This is a genomic window from Bradyrhizobium sp. WSM471, assembly GCF_000244915.1.
Taxonomy (GTDB): Bacteria; Pseudomonadota; Alphaproteobacteria; order Rhizobiales; family Xanthobacteraceae; genus Bradyrhizobium.
This window is the reverse complement of record NZ_CM001442.1, coordinates 879,083-894,589: the sequence shown is the minus strand read 5'-3', so window position 1 is coordinate 894,589 and position 15,507 is coordinate 879,083. Positions and strand designations below refer to the sequence as shown.

General features: G+C 62.9%; 19 protein-coding genes and 1 pseudogene. 6 read left to right on the top strand and 14 right to left on the bottom strand.

From position 1 onward, the window contains the following. Positions 1-7 precede the first annotated feature (7 nt). The 7 genes from BRA471DRAFT_RS39320 to BRA471DRAFT_RS04185 all read right to left on the bottom strand — a co-directional run bounded on the left by BRA471DRAFT_RS39320 (position 8) and on the right by BRA471DRAFT_RS04185 (position 4,916). Positions 8-565, bottom strand: coding sequence for an MOSC domain-containing protein (locus BRA471DRAFT_RS39320; protein WP_007604877.1), 558 nt, complete (start codon positions 563-565; stop codon positions 8-10). After that, positions 565-2,247 carry a DNA polymerase/3'-5' exonuclease PolX gene (locus BRA471DRAFT_RS04215; protein WP_007604876.1) on the bottom strand — a complete coding sequence of 561 codons (1,683 nt, stop codon included), beginning with the start codon at positions 2,245-2,247 and terminating at the stop codon, positions 565-567. Before BRA471DRAFT_RS04215 ends, BRA471DRAFT_RS39320 begins: the two co-directional genes overlap by 1 nt. A 479-nt stretch (positions 2,248-2,726) precedes the next feature. Beyond that, positions 2,727-3,065, bottom strand: a complete 339-nt coding sequence (locus tag BRA471DRAFT_RS04205) for a hypothetical protein (protein ID WP_007604875.1) — start codon at positions 3,063-3,065, stop codon at positions 2,727-2,729. Positions 3,066-3,127: 62 nt separating this feature from the next. Further along, on the bottom strand, positions 3,128-3,391 hold the full coding sequence (locus tag BRA471DRAFT_RS04200) for a GlsB/YeaQ/YmgE family stress response membrane protein (RefSeq protein WP_007604874.1): 264 nt from the start codon (positions 3,389-3,391) through the stop codon (positions 3,128-3,130). Between the two features lie 20 nt (positions 3,392-3,411). Next, positions 3,412-3,870, bottom strand: coding sequence for a YidB family protein (locus tag BRA471DRAFT_RS04195; protein ID WP_007604872.1), 459 nt, complete (start codon positions 3,868-3,870; stop codon positions 3,412-3,414). A 74-nt stretch (positions 3,871-3,944) separates the two neighbouring features. After that, positions 3,945-4,565 (bottom strand): general stress protein, encoded by a 621-nt coding sequence (locus tag BRA471DRAFT_RS04190; protein ID WP_007604870.1) that lies wholly within the window; start codon positions 4,563-4,565, stop codon positions 3,945-3,947. A gap of 30 nt (positions 4,566-4,595) precedes the next feature. Beyond that, the gene (locus tag BRA471DRAFT_RS04185) at positions 4,596-4,916 is read right to left on the bottom strand and encodes a PepSY domain-containing protein (RefSeq protein ID WP_007604869.1); all 321 of its coding nucleotides are present in this window, start codon (positions 4,914-4,916) and stop codon (positions 4,596-4,598) included. A 385-nt stretch (positions 4,917-5,301) separates the two neighbouring features. Between BRA471DRAFT_RS04185 and BRA471DRAFT_RS04180 the strand changes: the two genes are divergently transcribed. Continuing rightward, positions 5,302-5,484, top strand: a complete 183-nt coding sequence (locus BRA471DRAFT_RS04180; protein WP_007604867.1) for a DUF3606 domain-containing protein — start codon at positions 5,302-5,304, stop codon at positions 5,482-5,484. A 38-nt stretch (positions 5,485-5,522) separates the two neighbouring features. On the opposite strand, the gene BRA471DRAFT_RS04175 is transcribed toward BRA471DRAFT_RS04180, so the two are convergent. The 3 genes from BRA471DRAFT_RS04175 to BRA471DRAFT_RS37855 form a co-directional block, all read right to left on the bottom strand. Then, entirely contained in the window at positions 5,523-6,422 is a 900-nt protein-coding gene (locus tag BRA471DRAFT_RS04175; RefSeq protein ID WP_035973530.1) for a 3'-5' exonuclease, read from the bottom strand. A 731-nt stretch (positions 6,423-7,153) separates the two neighbouring features. Continuing rightward, a complete protein-coding gene (locus tag BRA471DRAFT_RS39315; RefSeq protein ID WP_007604864.1) occupies positions 7,154-7,366 on the bottom strand; it encodes a hypothetical protein in 213 nt (70 codons plus the stop codon). A gap of 127 nt (positions 7,367-7,493) precedes the next feature. Further along, entirely contained in the window at positions 7,494-7,739 is a 246-nt protein-coding gene (locus BRA471DRAFT_RS37855; RefSeq protein WP_007604863.1) for a hypothetical protein, read from the bottom strand. 212 nt (positions 7,740-7,951) lie between these two features. On the opposite strand from BRA471DRAFT_RS37855, the gene BRA471DRAFT_RS04160 reads away from it, so the two are divergent. The 3 genes and pseudogenes from BRA471DRAFT_RS04160 to BRA471DRAFT_RS36105 all read left to right on the top strand — a co-directional run. Then, the gene (locus tag BRA471DRAFT_RS04160; protein WP_007604862.1) at positions 7,952-8,152 is read left to right on the top strand and encodes a hypothetical protein; all 201 of its coding nucleotides are present in this window, start codon (positions 7,952-7,954) and stop codon (positions 8,150-8,152) included. Positions 8,153-8,406: 254 nt separating this feature from the next. Next, the gene (locus BRA471DRAFT_RS04155; RefSeq protein ID WP_007604861.1) at positions 8,407-10,179 is read left to right on the top strand and encodes an adenylate/guanylate cyclase domain-containing protein; all 1,773 of its coding nucleotides are present in this window, start codon (positions 8,407-8,409) and stop codon (positions 10,177-10,179) included. Positions 10,180-10,281: 102 nt separating this feature from the next. Further along, positions 10,282-10,540, top strand: a pseudogene (locus BRA471DRAFT_RS36105) (IS110 family transposase); the annotation flags it as partial. Positions 10,541-10,587: 47 nt separating this feature from the next. On the opposite strand, the gene BRA471DRAFT_RS04150 reads toward BRA471DRAFT_RS36105, so the two are convergent. Further along, on the bottom strand, positions 10,588-11,082 hold the full coding sequence (locus tag BRA471DRAFT_RS04150) for a hypothetical protein (protein ID WP_007604860.1): 495 nt from the start codon (positions 11,080-11,082) through the stop codon (positions 10,588-10,590). A gap of 5 nt (positions 11,083-11,087) precedes the next feature. Beyond that, positions 11,088-12,905, bottom strand: a complete 1,818-nt coding sequence (gene ligD / locus BRA471DRAFT_RS04145) for a DNA ligase D (RefSeq protein ID WP_007604859.1) — start codon at positions 12,903-12,905, stop codon at positions 11,088-11,090. A 501-nt stretch (positions 12,906-13,406) separates the two neighbouring features. Here ligD and BRA471DRAFT_RS04140 point away from each other — a divergent pair. Next, on the top strand, positions 13,407-13,874 hold the full coding sequence (locus BRA471DRAFT_RS04140) for a hypothetical protein (RefSeq protein ID WP_007604858.1): 468 nt from the start codon (positions 13,407-13,409) through the stop codon (positions 13,872-13,874). 42 nt (positions 13,875-13,916) lie between these two features. On the opposite strand, the gene BRA471DRAFT_RS04135 is transcribed toward BRA471DRAFT_RS04140, so the two are convergent. Then, complete coding sequence (locus tag BRA471DRAFT_RS04135; RefSeq protein WP_007604857.1) at positions 13,917-14,165, bottom strand: hypothetical protein; 249 nt, start codon at positions 14,163-14,165, stop codon at positions 13,917-13,919. Position 14,166: 1 nt separating this feature from the next. After that, positions 14,167-14,379: a hypothetical protein gene (locus tag BRA471DRAFT_RS04130; RefSeq protein ID WP_007604855.1), complete on the bottom strand. Its 213-nt coding sequence runs from the start codon at positions 14,377-14,379 to the stop codon at positions 14,167-14,169. Positions 14,380-14,560: 181 nt separating this feature from the next. Between BRA471DRAFT_RS04130 and BRA471DRAFT_RS04125 the strand changes: the two genes are divergently transcribed. Then, complete coding sequence (locus BRA471DRAFT_RS04125; protein WP_007604854.1) at positions 14,561-15,490, top strand: Ku protein; 930 nt, start codon at positions 14,561-14,563, stop codon at positions 15,488-15,490. Positions 15,491-15,507: the final 17 nt, after the last annotated feature.

Genomic DNA, 15,507 nt, shown 5'->3' with positions numbered 1-15,507 from the left:
GCTCTTTCTACACGGCCGGCAGAGGCCGAAACGAGGAGGACGGAGGGCGAGCCCGCGCGGTATCACCAGCCGCGACCATCCCGCCGGCCCGTACCACACCCAGCACCCCAGATTTGAACGGAGGGCCCGTTTCCGCCGACGAGAGCACCTGTTGCTTAAGGCCGGGGTGGAAGCGGTCGATCAGAACGCAAGGCGTCCGGAGGCCGGTCAGTTCCACGATGGCCGTTGGTCCAAGCTCGATGAGCGTCCCGAGCGGCATCCGCTCAAGGTCCAGACCGGCAGTGGTGATGTTCTCGCCGAGCTCTCCTACCTCGAAGCCCGCGTCCGAGAGGGAGGCAAAGAGCTCGGACGGGATCAGGTGGACCTGCCGGAGATTGGGCAGGCCTGGCCGGCGGCGGGCGAGATAGCGGTGCCGGACGAATGGGCCGGCGTGGGCGTCGCCTTCGACGCCGTGGCCTTCCACCAGGACGATGCGGTCCTGGAGCGGTTTGCTGAAGTTGTGCCCCGGGTCGGCGGCGACCGCCACCACCCTTCCCTGCAGCGAGAGATCGTGCGCCTGCGGCATCAGGCCGCCCGGGCGACCGAGCGCCGCTTCTGGCGGAGGTAGCGCGTGATCTCCGGAAGGGCCATCGCGTTCAGAACCCGGTCGGCAGGGACGCCGCCCTTCCGGGCCATCTCGACGCCCCAGTGCATGTGGTCGAGCTCGGGGATCGAGTGCGCGTCCGGATTGATGCTCATCATGCAGCCGAACTCGAGGGCGGCCTGATGCCAGCGCCAATCCAGGTCGAGCCGCCAAGGGTGGGCATTGATCTCGACGACGACGTCATGCCTAGCGCATGCCCGCAACACCTTCTCGATGTCGATTTCGTAGCCCGGCCGCCGCTGCAGCTGCCGCCCGGTCATATGGCCTATGATGGTGGTGTGGGGATCGGAGATCGCACGAAGCAGGCGCTGCGTCTGCGCCTTGGGGTCGAGTTTGAATCGGCCGTGGACGCTCGCGACCACGAAGTCGAAGCGCTGCAGCACGTCGTCCGCATAGTCGAGCGAGCCGTCGGCCAGAATGTCGGACTCGATGCCTTTCAGGATCCGGAAATCCTTGCCGAAGCGCTTGTTCAACCGGTCGGCGTCCCGGTGCTGCTGCCTGATCTCTTCCTCCGAGAGGCCGCCCGCGTAGTGCGCGGACTTGGAGTGGTCGGCGACGCCGAAATACTCGAAGCCGCGCTGGCGCGCGGCCTTGGCCATCGTGTCCAAGCTCTCCGTGCCGTCGGAGGCATCGGTGTGGCAATGAAGGATTCCGCGCAGGTCCTTGTCGGTGACGAGCTTCGGCAACTTGCCCTTCAGGGCGAGCTCCACCTCGCCGCGGCCCTCACGGAGTTCAGGATCGATGAACGGCAGACCGAGGGCACTATAGATCTGGACCTCGTCGCCGGCGATCAGGGTGCGGCCCTTGTGCAGCCCGTCGCTCTCCAGCCGCATTCCTTTCTCCGCGGCCAAAGCCTGGAGCCTCTCGATGTGAGCGGCTGAGCCGGTGCCGAAAAGAAGGGCGGCGCCGAAGTGGTTGCGGTCGGACAAGCGGATTTGCAGTCCGTCGGTCGCCGAAGCATTCGCCGCCTTCTCGATCTTGGCAGCCTCCGCAACGATCGTGAGGTCGCCGACCAGTTCGCAGCCGCGGCGGAAGTCGCCTGCGATGGTCACGCGCTTGAGCTCCGGCCGAGCCTTGCGGAGCGAATCCTTGGCGTGCGCGAGCAGGGCGGCGGCACGGTGCAGATGGAGGCGACCTTCTCCACTTTTGGCGATGGCCAGGTTTTGCAGGATCTTGGTCTGCAGCGCGGCGCCGAGGCCTTTGGCCTTCTTGATACGGTCGTCCTTGGCGGCGGCCTCCAACTCGGCGAGCGAGGTGATGCCGAGATCCTTGTAGAGCCGCAGCACCTTCTCGGGGCGGAGGCCGGGAACGGCGAGCATCTCGAGCACGCCCTCGGGTATCTCCTTCCGGAGCTTCTCAAGGCTCGGATGAGAGCCCGTCTTGTGAAGCTTGGTGATGATGTCGGCGATCGCATCTCCGACGCCGGGAATCTCGGTGAGCCGGTCTTCGGCGATGAGCACGTCCAGAGGGACGGCAAGGGCCGCCAGGCTGTCTGCGGCCCGCGTGTAGGCTTTCGCCCTGTACGGGTTGCCGCCACGCAACGCCGTCCGCTGTGCGTATTCTCGCAGGAGACTGACGATGGTGCGTAAGTCAACGGAAGCCACTCAACGAGCCTCCCGTTCCGCGCCCGGCCTCACCGGAGCAAACGCTCCTTTAGCGGGTGGGCCGTGATCGCGGCGATCGAGAGATGCCTCAAGTTTTTGCGCTGCCCGGAAGTCCTCAAGGTGCTGCGTGTTCGGGCTGTAAGCGGCCTCCTTCTTGAGGAGATTGTAAATTCGCCCCGCAACGAGCTGCAGATGCTTCATTCTGCCGCGCGGCAGCGATCGGGCTTTGCAAAGAGCCCGGACGGCGTAGGCGCGGAAGTAATCGAAGGCGTCAGACATGGTCTGGGTAAACGCCCATTCTCGCCTATAGTTCGGTCGACATCGTCAGCCCGCAGGACCGTTATGGGCGACATTTGGCGTGCACCTATAATCGTCAGCAGGCTACAGCTCAGCGCGTGGCGAGAACAACCAAGGCAGGGGCGATGAAAGCGCGGCTGCGACCTTCGTTTGCGGCCGGGCCTGTTCGAAACGTTCGGACGTCACGTTTTGGGACTTGGCTGCGGAGTAGGAAGACCTTGGGGAGGCTGAGAAGGTGCGGGATTACTCTGCTGCTGAGGTGCTACGGCGGCGCCGCCCGCATGAGGAACGCACGTACCGATGTTGCTGAGCAGGCGTTTGGCCTGGAGATCGCGGACCTTCGAGTATTCGCGCCGTCGCTCGATATTGGCCGCGGCCCAACTGTCCCAGGCCTCGAAAGCGTCCGTATAGTGCTTTCGCATCTGCTCCTCGGCGGCGAGGCAATCGGCAAACTTGTCGAAGACCAGGTCGGTGTTAACCGGTGTCATCCCTCCCGCCAGCACAACGAGCATCCATTTCATCTTGCTTCGCCTTTCGCGCCGGGCGAATTCTCCGCTAACCCGCAGAATTCCGCTCGCTGTGGTTAGATGGCCCGACGGCTGCGACCGGCCACAAAACCGTAGATGAAAAGCACGATGATGGCGCCTACCACTGCCCCCACTAGCCCCGCGCCTTGTCCTGGCCGGTACCAGCCGAGAGCCTGACCAAGATAGGTCGCAACGAACGCCCCTACTATTCCCAGGATTGTGGTCAGGATGAAGCCCGAGGGCTCGTTATCGCCGGGCATGATGAACTTCGCGATGATGCCTGCGATGAAGCCAATGATGATCGTCCAGATAATGCCCATGTCTCTCTCTATCGCTGTGATTATCCCGCCGATGGAGCCGGAAGACGTCCATCAGGCGTGTATTTGTCCACGGCCGTCGGAAGCTCTCGGGACAATCGGTCGAGGATCTCCTGCTGCGACAGGCCGGTCTGCTGCTCCAGCTTTTGAAGGACGTCCGGACCGATAGCCTGCTGGAGTTCGGGCGGGGTGACATCCCGGTTTGGCCCCTGATTGATCCAGGATTGAGCCGCCTCGCCCTGTCCGTTCTGCTTGAAGTGCTCGAGCAACTCGCCGATCCCGCCGTTCAGGAGCGAACCCACGCCGCCGCCCCCCACAAGGCCACCAAGGTTGCCGAGCATGCCGCTCAGGGAATCCTTGGCACCCGCCGGCTGACCGGAGGTCGCACTGCGAAACATGTCGGCCAACTTGTCACGATTCTGGTAACCGGCGATTGCGAGCATACCCAAGAGGGCGGTCATCGATGGCATTCCGCGGCTCATATTCGGCTCCTCAGTTCGATCATTAGTAACGTGCAAGAAAAGGGCGGCCCGCCTAGGGCGGGCCGCCGGCTAATTCATCGCACTCCGGTGCCGTAAAGTTGGCGCTCTCTGCGGACCTCGTCCGCGCCATAAGGCTGGGCGGAGGGATCGTAGCTCTTCCACCCGGCCTTCTGCCAGGCTGCGCTCCGTTCGCGGAGATTGACGGCGGACTGGTTCAGGATCGCTTCGTAGCGCGCGCGGTCCGCATCAGGTACACGAGCCGAAACCAGGGTGCCGCCGCGCCTAACACCTTCGGCGTAGAGTGGTGCTTCCTCATCGGATACGCCGGCCTGCGTCAACGCTCCCACGACCCCGCCCGTCGCGCCGCCGGCAACGGCACCGAGCGCGGTCGATGCGAGCCATCCGGCCGCCACGACCGGACCCAAGCCAGGTATCGCCAACAAGCCAAGGCCCGCGAGCAAGCCGGCCGCGCCACCGAGGCCTGCGCCGACGCCCGCTCCCGTGGCCGCACCTTCAGCCCGATCATCAACCCCATCTCGATCTCGATCGACCTTCTTGTCGGTGCTGTACCAGTTGTCGGAATTGTTCGCGACGATGCTCAAATCCGAATGCGGCACGCCCGCAGCCTCCAGGCTCGTCACCGCGCGCTGCGCATCGGAGTAGTTATCGTAGAGACGTGAAATCGTGACGGTCATCTTGAATCCCTCAATTTTGTTGGGCGCAGGTTATTTCGCCGCGTTCACGTTGCCTTGGAAATCCAGACTCACATCGGTCGAGGCGCCGCCTTTGCTGGCCTTTCCGCGCCAGACGCCGTTGTCGTCCTTCTTCAGGGATGTGACGTTGGTGTAGCCCGCGTCCTCAATCTTCGATTTGGCCTGCCCCTCGGTGAAGCTGTTGGCCCCTGCGACCGGCTTGTGCGAATTGTTCTGACCGGTACTGTTGACCGCGTTATTGTTCGGCCGATCAGTGGCCGGCGGGTTTTGCGCAAACGACGAACCCGCCAGAAGCGAAGCAGCCGTTAGCAGAAGAAGCAGTCTCTTGTTCATGTCGTCCTCCAGAAGTGGCACGGCACAAACATGCGCTGGACTGAGAAGTTCCAAGTTTTCCCGGTCCGTGGGTTTGGAATGGAAGATGTAGAAAAGGATCTGCAAGAAAACGGGAGCGGGCTCAGGGCGCGTACTTCAAGGTCATTCGGGCGGAGCGTTCGGAGCTGGCCAACCCGGGCGACGTACGCCAAAGGGCCGCTGTAGTCATGCGGTGCGACGAAGCCTTCGTGCAGGCGGTCGAGCAAACGAAATGGAAAGGCCAACAAGGGTGAAGCCGAGATGCTGCCGGCGCTCGTTCGGCTTCAGCCCGCAACAGCTTCTTTGAGGGAACCCCGCGATTCCTTGAAGCGTTGCACTGCCATCAGTTTCGCAGACGGAGGAGCAGATGGCAGGGAAGAAGAAGACCGCACGGGGACGCAAACAGGATCGCGCCCGCGTGGCTAAAGGCCAGCACTACGAATTGCGGTACGAAGCAAAGAAGACTGGCCGCTCGGCCTCGGCGGTGAAGAAGGCCGTGAAGAAGGTCGGCAACAGCCGCAAGCGGGTCGAGAAACGTCTCGGCCGCTGAGGGCAGGTTCGCGCGCGTAGCATGGCCGTTGGCGGCCATCAGATCCTGCAGGAGAAGCGGGTGAAGGCGGTCAGCGTCTGCAGGCGCGGCTCCACGTCGCGCAGGTAGATCTCGGTCCGGAGAAACGCGAGCTCGGTGTCCAGCGCCGAGTCGCAGACGTCGACGTACCAGGACTTTGGCCGACCGTCCGTGCCGTCGCTCCAGCGATAGCCGCGCCGATTCAGCGAATCCTTGAGTTCGAACGGCGACTGTTCGGCCCAGATCCGGATGGTCTTCTGTCGTGCGGTCTCGAGCAGGACGGCGAGCGCGGGCGCGCCGGTCGTTGGTAGGTCGAAGTCCAAGATCTCGAGCAGCGCGTGACAGTCGTCAACCGCGCGGTGCGCCTGGTGAAAATAGCCGGCGCCATTCAGAAGGTAGCCGAGCTTCGCTCCATCGAAGCCGTGCTGCCGCCACTGGACCTCGGTCGCGGAGCATGCCCACGCCTTCCGCTCGAAGACGGGCCAGTAGCGTTCGGAAAACTTCCGATCGAATCCACTGTTATGCGCGATGACCAGGACCACGGAATCATCGACGAAGGCGTTCACGGCGGCCTCGTCGATCCTGTGGCCGGCCACCATTTCGTGGGTGATGCCGGTAAGCGCCGTGATCTCGGCCGGGATCGGCTCGGACGGCTCATTGAAGGCGGAGAACGTGTCCCTGACATCAATGATGCGCCCGTCCGGCGTGTAGCCGAACTTGACCATGCCGAGTTCGATGACTTCATCTTTGCGGTGGTCGAGGCCGGTGGTTTCGGTGTCGAGCAGGATGCCGATCCTCATTTCGTGTCCGGAGACCCCCATCGACCTCGGCCGCGGCACCAGGCGCCGGAGCACCCGGTAGTCGCTCGATCGCCCTAGTACCTCGGCCATCGCGGCCAGATCCGATGCGTCTTGAAACATCTCTTCTCGTGGTGAGCCGATGAGGTAGTCCCGTCAGGCCCCACAATATCGGGACCGCTCGGCGCGAGATATCTGAAAGACAAAGCAATTCACGGGCTTTTCGGGAGAGTCGGTGCAGTTGGGTCCCCTTGCGGGACGCTCGCGCAGGGCTTCAAGCGCGAGCGCTCCAGAGGTCCGCGCTATGAACGGGCGGATCGGCGGAGCAGCTCCAAAGGCTAGACAGGCGTCCGCCTATCGTGCCGACCCCGGATTGCTACGGTCCCACTGGTGCGTGATCGTTTACGATCTGCAGCTATATTTGTATCTATGGATCTCGAGTACGACCCCAAGCGCGAGGCCGCCGCGGCGATGAAGTTTGCCGCCGAAGCCGATGGGCTAGAACGGCAGAGATGGATCACCGCCGCCCTGGCGTGGTCGGAGTTGACTCGCCTACGCGGGGCTGCCGAGCACAACGTGCCGGAAGGGTGGCCTACGCGGCAGCTCGTTACCGAGGCAAGGCGCAGCGCCTTCCCGGACCCCCTTCCAAGGCGCTAGGAGCGAGTTCAGGGGGCAACGCGATGCCGCACCACCCGCTCACGGCATCAAATCCTCGCCGGTGAGGCCAGGACCACCGGCTGGGTACGTGAGCTTGGCCCTGGGGAGCGTCTGTCGGCAGATCTCTCGCGCGCTGCGGCGCCAGGCTTCATCGGGTGCGCGGTGCGGCACCATCAAGAACGACACGGGTGTGGGCGTCAGGCCTCACTGGGTCCAGAGAAAGTCGCTGCAGGCGGCGGCGTGCGAGACGCCGGCAGCGGCCGCTCGGTCGGCCCGGATGCCGAGGGCTGACCGCCCCTGCTGTCATACCGTTTGGCGAGATCTAGGAGACGACGCCGGGTGAACGGATCGGCTTTCTCCGCCATACCTCGGACCTTTTGGGCCAGACCTCGGTAGAACTCCTGCTCCATGACACGCCCCTCAACATCACTGCCCAGAGTTGAGTGCTGTGCGGCGGCGGAGTCAAGAAGGCGCGCAACAGTGCGTGAACCCGACCTAATTTTTATCGGCCAGCTTGAGCTCGCGATCTCGGCTGAACTAGAGTGCCATCGCAGGGGAAAAATAGATGGCCATGCTCCATCCGATCCGGAAGGCGTGCCCGACGTGCGGCAAGCCGATGAAAGCTATGTCCGACGAAGCTTCAGAACGGCCGCCGCGGTACGTCTGCACCAATTGCAACGATGACCCGCTACGCGACCCCGCCGCCCGCAAGTGGGCGGACGGCCCGCTGCGCCCTCCGGAGCCGTAGGCGTTCGAGCCGCGCGTGGTCTTGGTGTCGAACATGGAACGGGCTCGGCCGGATACCGTTGATGTGGTGGGCCCGCGCGAATGCATGGCCTGCGTGGCTCCGCCCCCAAGCCCCCCAGCCCCCAAAAGGCGAGGCCACGCTCATTCCTCCTCGTCCTCCCGCAGAATTTTTCGTCATCACTAACTTGCGTGAATCCCAGTCTGGGCGGGTTCATGCAAGATCCCGCTTTCGCTGGGGGAGACCTCCAATGTTCGATTCTGAAACCACCGCGCTTTTGCGCGCGGTCCTCGACGAAGTGTGCGAGAGCGTGTCACGCTATGAGACCTCTGCCCGCACCCACGTCGCCTCCATGATCCTCGAAGCCGCCAGCAAGGGCGAGACATCGGTCGACGGGCTGAAGCAGATCGGCAGGAGTGCACTTCGCGAGGCGCCGATCCTGCGGAACTAACCTGCTCCCTCCGAGCCGCGGTTCGTCATAGGCCGCAAGAAGCGCCCCCGGCGCCACCATACTACGGTGTCAGTCAAAAATCTCCGCTGACTCAGGGCGCTACGACGTCCGCTCTGCCTCTGATATCCGGCGGCATCTCACCAGAGGTCAGACTTAGGTCCCGACCGGGCACCTCGAAGTTCGTCCAAGATGTGAAATTCCTTGGCACCCACAGCCAACTGCGTAGACTGGCCTCGATCATCCAGGAGGGCGACTTGGCGATCGACCGGCAAATCCGACGGTTGACCACGATCCTGGCGGCCGATGCAGTCGGCTACAGTCGGCTTGTGGGCAGTGACGAGGAAGGTACGCTCGATCGCCTCCGGGACCTTCGCAAGGACTTGATCGATCCCGCCATCACTGCCCATCGAGGTCGCATCGTCAAAACTACTGGAGACGGTTTGCTGGCCGAGTTCGCTTCGGTTGTGGATGCGGTTCGTACGGCGATCGATGTGCAGCGGGCCTTGGCCGGGAGCAACGCCGACCTAGCGCCGGATAAGCGCATTGAATTCCGCATCGGCATCAATGTTGGTGACGTGGTCGTGGAGGAAGACGGCGATCTCATGGGAGATGCGGTCAATGTGGCGGCGCGATTGGAGGGGATTGCCGAGCCTGGCGGTATTTGCCTGTCCAGTGCCGCCTATGACCAGGTACGTGGCAAGATCGATATCGCGGCGCAAGATCGCGGCCGCCACAAATTGAAGAATATCGCCGGGCCAGTCCAAGTCTATACGCTATCGCCTACCCGCTCGTTAGCAACGGCGCCGGACAACGCCATCGCACCGCGGCTCTCCATCGTCGTCCTGCCCTTCGTCAACCTCAATGGCGACAGCGCGCAGGACTACTTCGTCGATGGTGTAACGGAAAGTCTGACAACCGACCTATCCCGCATTCCTGGAGCTTTCGTCATAGCTCGCAACACGGCCTTCACCTTCAAAAGCAAGCCAGTGGACGTCCGGGTGATCGGCCGCGAACTTGGGGTTCGATACGTGATGGAAGGGAGCGTGCAGGGCGGCGCCGACCGCGTTCGCGTCAACGCACAGCTCATCGACACAGAAACCGGCGCACACCTTTGGGCCGAACGTTTCGACAAGCCGCGCGCCGACATTTTCGACATGCAAGATGAGATCACCACGCGGCTCGCTCGGATTGTTGGCATCGAGCTCGTTGCTGCCGAAGGCCGCCGGGCCGAGCGCGAACGGCCAAACAACATGGATGCCGTAGATCTAGCCATGCGCGGTTGGGCGATCCTCAACCAACCCTTGTCGCTGCGCCGCGACCGTGCGGCGTGTGACCTGTTTGACGAAGCGCTCAAGTTGGACGCCCAAAACGTAGAGGCGTTGATCGGTGTTGCGTTCTATCATGGCAACGAACTTCGCACCTTCGCCTCGATCAATCGGGACGAGCAACTACGAATCGCGCTTACCGCGATTACTCAGGCGCTGACGCTGGCCCCTAGCAACGCTCTTGCCCATTTTGTCCACGCCAACGTCCTGCATGTCTCGGGCGCGACGGAACGAGCGCTCAGCGAGCTTGAGTTCGCGATCGGGCTTGATCACAATCTGGCCTGGGCGCACGCCGACGCAGGCTTCATGAAGGTGCTACTCGGGCGCGCGGAAGAGGCAGAAGCTAGTCTCACAAACGCAATCCGACTCAGCCCGCGCGATCCCGGACTGGATCGCTGGCACGCCCTGCTTGGGATTGCCGATCTGTTCCTCGGCCGGCTCGACTCTGCCCTGGACCGGCTACGTAAATCAGTCGGATTGAATCCTAATGTCGGCATGCCTCATTTCTTCCTGGCGGCGGCCTCAGCGCTCAGCGGCCGCTCGACGGAGGCGCGAGAAGCGCGGAATGCCGGCCTCCGGCTCGACCCGAACTTCACTGTCGCTAGATTTCGCAATGAACGCCGCAGTGAAAACCCGATTTTCCTGGCGCAGCGCGAGCGCATCTACGAGGGCCTACGTTTGTCAGGTGTGCCGGAGGAGTAGGCTGGCTGCGAGACTGTCACTTCTACTAATGAGATGGTCCGGCCGTGCTCCTGCCCCGCCAGCGATAAGCTGGCCAGGGGCGCCAAGGACATGGAGGTCGCCATGTGCCAGACACCCAATACCGCGATCGCCGTGATCGGAATCGATATCGCCAAGAATTGGTTCCACGTGGTCGGCACAATGCACGCGGCGCCATCGTGCTGCGGGCAAAAGTGGTCGCGTGACCAAGTGGAAGTGCGGCCCGCCAACACACCTTTGCCTCATCGGCATGGAAGCCTGCGTCGGTGCACATCACCTGAGCCGCAAACTCGCATCGCTTGGTCATGATGCCAGGTTGATGCCGGCCAAATATGTTCGTCCCTAGCGCGGCGAACCATACCGACGTGTCAACGAAGGCGCTCATGGGCGTCACTCCTGAACCGGATGCTCCCAAATTTTGCCCGTCGGATCGTTCTGCTCAACCCACTTTTCCGCACACGCTTGCGAGGCAAAGAGCCTGCCCCAATCGACGTCGCCAATGTCTGTGGACTCCGGATCGTGCGAGTGGAGCCAAACCGATCCTCGCGCCCGACCGCCTTCCACTTCGTACTCCCAGGCTACGCCTTCGGGGTCGTTTTCCTTGAGCCACCTTTTGGCGACGTCGGCCGATGCAAACACCTTCACCCAGCCGGAATCCTCGATCGTGCGCGGTGCGCGGTCGTGGTAATCGAGGTAGAGCCATACGGTTCTGCCCTCGCGGCGAGCTTCATCATGGCTGCGAACCACCTCGTTCACCCTTTGCCGGTCGGAGCGATCGGCCTCAGGCAGCGACATCACCGCGGCGTACAGTTCGGCAGGAATGTTGCGCCTGTCACGGCGAGGTTTGTGGCGCCATTCCACCCATTGATCGAATGCATCTGACATATGGCTTACCTTCTCGACTTGGCGCGGAATGGATTGTCCATGGTGAAGGCGTCCGGCGCGATCCCGCCCTCGATCCGCTTCCAGGTCACGGGCGCTGCGATCGGAAATCCCTCCCGGGCTCGCGGGGAATAGGTGCCGATGGCCGTGGTACCGCGGCCATTTCGCAGATAATCGAGGAAGATGCGATCGCGACGCTTTGCCTGCGCAGACAAGAGGTAGCGGTGTGGATGGCGCGCTGCGAAAGCGGCCACCAGCTGATGCGCCACCCGATGCGCCTTATCGTGCAGCACCGGCTGATCCAGCGGCGCCATCAGATGGATTCCTTTGCCGCCGGTGAGCTTGGGCCAGGTCTCGAAGCCCTCGCGTTTCATCAGTGTGCGCAGAGCGAGCGCAGTCTCCACGACGGCATCCCAGTCGACGCCCTCCCCGGGATCGAGATCGATGACGATGCGGTCGGCATGCTCGAAGTCCTCGACAGTCGCATTCCACGGGTGCAGCTCGACCGCCCCGATCTCGACAAGGCCCAGAAAGCCTTCCAGGCTGTCAACCCACAGGCGCGTGCCTTCGCCGCCCTCGCGTTTCTGAATCCGGAGCTGGTGCACGGCGGCCGGAATGTCCTTCGGCAGCGGCCCCTTGTGGTAGAAGGTGGTGCCGTGCACGCGACGCACCAGCTTGAGCGGGCGATGGCCGAGGTGCGGGAGGGCTTTCTTCCACACCCTGCGCCAGTAGTCGGCGAGTTCTTCGTTTGACGGCACAACGGCGTCGGGCAGAAGCTGCAGGATGTTCTCTCGGGGGACACCCAGCTTCGGCCGGCCGGCTGCGGACGGCACCAGCCGCGGCGCCTTGACCTTGCGTAGCGCAAGATCGTCTCGAAAACCCTTGAACACGGCTTCGCGAAGCAGACCATCATCGGTCAGCGCGCCATACTGGACCTCGATTTCTAGGGTAGGCTCGACCCACGTCGCCTTGGGCTTTTTGACGGCGACATCGAGCGGCGAAGTCTTCCGAATCAACGGATCCAGCCGCTCGCGCAATTCGCGCGCCGTCGTCTCCGTGTAGCCGGTACGCACCTTGCCGGCGTAGAGCAGCTTGCCATTCTGGCGCCGGCCGACGTAGAGGGACGCGACCTTGCGGGGGCGCGCATCCAGCTTTTCGACGAACGCGACAATCGGAAAGGTCTCGCTCTTCTTGCACTTGAGCTTGACCCAGCTGTCCTGCCGCCCCGAGCGATAGGGCTCGCCGAGTCGCTTGGCGACGAGACCTTCAAGCCCCATCTTACAAGCGTTTTCGAAAATCTGCTTGCCGTTCGCCCGAATCCCTTCGACATAGATGAAGGTTTCAGGCGCGCCCTTCAGGAGCCGCTGCAGCAAACGCTTGCGCTCCTCGTACACGACGCGGCGCAGGTCGTAGCCATCGAGGTAGCGAAGATCGAAGGCGTGGTACCGCACACGCTCGCTGCGCATTCGGCCGAGCTCCCTCCTGAGCTGCTGGAAATCCGGCAGGCCGCCACTGCCGTACACCACCGCTTCGCCGTCGATGATCGCGCTGTGTGCCTTGAGCAGGTGGGCGCTCGCTGCGATCGAGGAGAACTGCTCCGTCCAGTCAAGGCCCGTGCGCGAGTAAACTTTGATGTCGCCCTCTTGCAAGTGCAGTTGTGCGCGGTAACCGTCGGCCTTGATCTCGTAGACCCAGTCTTCGCCGCGCGGCGGCTTTTCGCGCAGAGTGGGATCACACGGCTCGATGTAACCAGGAATAGCAGCTTTGACGGCGCCATGGACACGCGATACTCCGAAACGGGATTGACGCAACGCCACGGCACACATGCCGATTCAACGCGGTCGCGCTGATTCGTTCCGTGTCGTCCAGGACTACGTCCGGAACGCGGGTTGTCTCCGAGCGTTGGCGAGTTGAGGACGCGGGAAGGAGCGAGTGCGATGATAGAATCGGAGAGCCTGCTGGAAAAATGTCCCCAATGCGGCGCATGGCCTATGGCGGCGAAAATCCAAGAGCTCGCCTCCGCGCAACGCGAAATCCAGTTCAGGTGTCCGAGGTGCCAGGCGGAGGAGGTCGGCCGGCTCCGTCGTCCGACGTCCCCGTTGCGGGCCGCCTGACACCACGCGGCTGAAGCACCGGAGGCGCTATCACCGTCGCCTTTCGAGTTGGCGGGTTCTCGCCCGGCGGGGATACCAGGCTGACCAAGCTCGATCCCAGTGGTCCCCACGAGGAAGACGAGTAGCGCGCCCGCTTTCAATCCATAGCATCAGGCGTCTGGAACGTATTTGACGTTCCGGCTTTTTGCTCCGTGATAGTCGGAGGGAAGTGCGATGAAGTCGACGAGCGCTCTCGCATTGGCACTTGTCGTCTCGACAGCGACGGCCTCGGCGCAGCCGGTGCGATGGAGTAAGTACACCATTCCCCAGACCGGCACCTCGATGGATTTTCCATCTTCGATCTTCACGGAAGAAGCTGGCCGACCCGACGGCTACGGGCAACGGTTCCGAACCGCCGACGGGCGTGCCGACATCACGATCCAGGCCGCGCCCAACGTCGAGAACGATTCACCCGCGGCCTTTCTCGCCAAAAAGCATCCGCCTTCACGCATTCAGTACAAGCGAGTGACACCACGCTTCTTTGCGGTCTCCAGCTACAAGGGCGACAAGGTTTGGTACAACCGCTGCAACTTCTCGGGGCAGCTAATCCATTGCGTCCTGATCAACTACCCCGCAGAGGAAGAAGAGCGCGCCTGGGACAACATTGTCACTCGTATGAGCCTGTCGCTCAGCGGAAGGTAGCGGGCTTGCGGGGCTCCGCGCAGAACTTCTCCGCGCGTCCCTTCACAGGGTGCTCAGATCGTCCGGCACGTCGCCGAACTTGCGGATCACGATTGCGTCTCCGAACTCGCCTGTAGCCGGATCCCCGCTGCGGCTGAAGGCCACCGCGCCGACTATGCCGGGCCTTCGCGAAAGCGCCTCGGCTTTCATCACGGCGGCGTTGGGATTGAAGCATTCGACGGCCTCGCCGGCGGCGACACCGTCATCGGAAGGGAGGAACGGCAGAGCCACATGGTAGGTCACCGCGGGCATGTCAGTCGTACCAATCCTTCCGGTCGCGCGGGACGTCGAACCGGCCCCGCGAGTAGCCGGCAGAAATCGAAGCCCGCAGCTCTTCGACCTGCGCCTCCAGGAAGCCATTCGCGACGATGAGCGCCTTGAGAGCTTCCCGGGCGTCGCCCCCACAGGCCGCAATCGCCTGGTCGGCGGCATTCTCCAACTCGAAGTTGGCCGGTCCGGATGCCATGGGTTGGCTCATCACGCTATGTTCTTATTTTGTTCGTGAGAGTCAAGGCTCCCTGCCATGTCTCTCGGGGGCCTGACCGGACGTGACATCAATTCGCGGTGGACACCTGTGGCCGGTGTCGGAACCGCGCTGCCCGGTTCGTCTTGAATCCAAGTACCCGTACCTGGAGCGTTGCGTAACCATGGCCCCGCGAGCAAACTGGAAAGGCTTCCTGCGTCTGTCCCTCGTCACCTGCCCGGTCGCGCTCTATCCGGCGACGTCGGAGAGCGAGAAGATCTCGTTCAACCAGCTCAACCGTCAGACCGGTCATCGGATCAAGTACTTGAAAGTCGACGCCGAGACCGGCGACGAGGTGCCCAACGAGGACATCGTCAAGGGCTACCAGCTCGAGAAGGACCAGTTCATCGAGGTGACCAAGGAGGAGCTTGAGGAGATCGCGCTGGAATCCACGCGGACCATCGAGATCGACGAGTTCGTAGACAAGGCCGACATCGATCCGCGCTATCTGATCCGTCCCTACTACATCCGTCCTGACGGAAAAGTCGGCCACGACGCGTTCGCGGTCATCCGCGAGACCATCCGCGAGATGAACAAGGTCGCTATCGGGCGGGTGGTGCTGACGAACCGCGAGCACATCATCGCGCTCGAGCCGATGGACAAGGGTCTGGTCGGCACCTTGCTGCGGTATCCCTACGAGGTTCGTAGCGAGCAGGAATACTTCGACGAGATCCAGGACGTCAAAGTGACGAAGGACATGCTCGATCTCGCCAGGCACATCGTGAACCAGAAGGCCGGCAACTTCGAGCCGGAGAAGTTCGAGGACCACTATGAGACCGCTCTGATCGAGCTCATCAACCAGAAGCGCGCCGGAAAGACCATCCGCCCCAAGGAGCGGCCGAAAGGCGAGAACGTCGTCGACCTGATGGACGCGCTACGCAAGAGCGTCGGCGGCGCAGCTGCAGAGAGCAAGGCTGCGAAAAGTCCGGCCAAAAAAGCCAAGAAGGTGGCCGCCGGCCAGAAGGAGATGCTGATGCCGATCGCCGGCAAGAAGCCCGCCAAGGAATCCGCAGCCAAGAAGCCGCCGGCCAGGGCGCGGCGGAAGTCGGCATGACCAATGCTGGTACGAAG